The organism is Desulfosporosinus sp. Tol-M2 (assembly GCF_059735615.1).
The window spans coordinates 1-1236 of the sequence record NZ_JCAIJG010000033.1 but is presented as its reverse complement, the minus strand read 5'-3'; the positions used below and the strand labels follow the sequence as shown (position 1 = coordinate 1236).

2 protein-coding genes and 1 pseudogene are annotated in these 1236 nt (G+C 42.4%); all 3 read left to right on the top strand.

The features are described 5' to 3' along the window. Nucleotides 1–247, top strand: a pseudogene (locus AC6I5A_RS01320) (AAA family ATPase); the annotation flags it as partial. After that, nucleotides 244–504 (top strand): hypothetical protein, encoded by a 261-nt coding sequence (locus AC6I5A_RS01315; RefSeq protein WP_034610831.1) that lies wholly within the window; start codon nt 244–246, stop codon nt 502–504. The pseudogene AC6I5A_RS01320 and the gene AC6I5A_RS01315, both read left to right, overlap by 4 nt. Before the next feature lie 174 nt (nt 505–678). Then, nucleotides 679–864, top strand: a complete 186-nt coding sequence (locus tag AC6I5A_RS01310; protein ID WP_034610830.1) for a hypothetical protein — start codon at nt 679–681, stop codon at nt 862–864. Nucleotides 865–1236: the final 372 nt, after the last annotated feature.

Here is a 1236-nt window from a genome sequence, read left to right as displayed (position 1 = left end):
GTGTAAGTTAATACACTATGATCGTGCCGAGGTCGAGTCCTATATGCAGCGACACTTGTCTTATGCAGGTGCGACTCGCGATGTTTTTTCAGAGGCGGCGATCAATGACATTTATCGTTTCTCCAGTGGTGCAGCCAGACTCATTAATAAGGTTTGTACGCATTGCCTCATGTATGGTGCCCAAAATGGTCATCGGATTATTGATGACCGCATGGTCAAACGGGTGATTGAGGGGGAATTATCATGATGCGCCTAGAAGGCTACTTTATAAGGACAGGTTTTTATGATCTTCTTCCTCAGGCCATGAAATTAGCCGTAGATCTTGGATACGATCAAGCTGAAATGATCGAAGCGATCTGTAAGGTGAGTGATAAGTTTTACCAGTATCCACCCACTAAAAATAGAAACGTTTGGTTTAGAAAGGTCTATGTTGAAAAGTTAGCTGAGGCTAGGGCGGATATTCTATACTTTAGGGCACAGGAAGTATCCGTAATGAGACCATGAGAATCGGCAAAACCATCAATGGGCAATAAACCTAGTTCCCTTGTTGCTAAAGGTCTCGCTGATCCGCCGCTTATTCTTCGTTTATCCGACTCCCAAACTAGATTGGGAGGTTCATATTGGTGTTGTTATGGTGCCTAGAGTATCATCCTTCGCACCAGAATGAGGAGGTGAAAAATGCCTAGACAGTCTATCGAACTATCTGAGAACATCAAAAAAAGCCTCGATAAAATGGCATCAACCTTCGGAATGACACAAAATGCACTAATTAACCTCGCTGTTACAACGATGGTCGTAAAATATGACGCCGAAGGAACAAGGATCTTTTTCGATTTAATTTCCCCGCCAACAAAAAGAAAATAAGGCGTTGTTGACCATCAAAAGAAAGACCTGTTGCCGATCTCAAACAATAACGACGGACTGACTGATGACGGACGGATATTTACCAGTTTTAATTAACCATAGAATATCCGTTCGTCCATTAATCTATTCTGGTCAGTCTATCAGACTATACTCAGACATTTTACACCGTCAATCTATGGACATTAAAGTGCGTCAGTAACAACAGTCACGCAATGCGTGCCGTATCTATTATATTTTGGCTGCTTGATTTAAATATGGCTTGGAAAGTTCATTGATCGTATCGTCACTCACACTCAAAAGTCTGCGAAAGCGACTTAGGGCCGCGTGACTCGGTACTTTTGTGCCTGTGATACCAAGGAAATTACGAAAGTC

Excerpts from the sequence above, each read along its gene's own strand:
- AC6I5A_RS01310 (WP_034610830.1), top strand. The coding sequence starts at position 679 with ATGCCTAGACAGTCTATCGAACTATCTGAGAACATCAAAAAAAGCCTC.
- AC6I5A_RS01315 (WP_034610831.1), top strand. The coding sequence starts at position 244 with ATGATGCGCCTAGAAGGCTACTTTATAAGGACAGGTTTTTATGATCTT.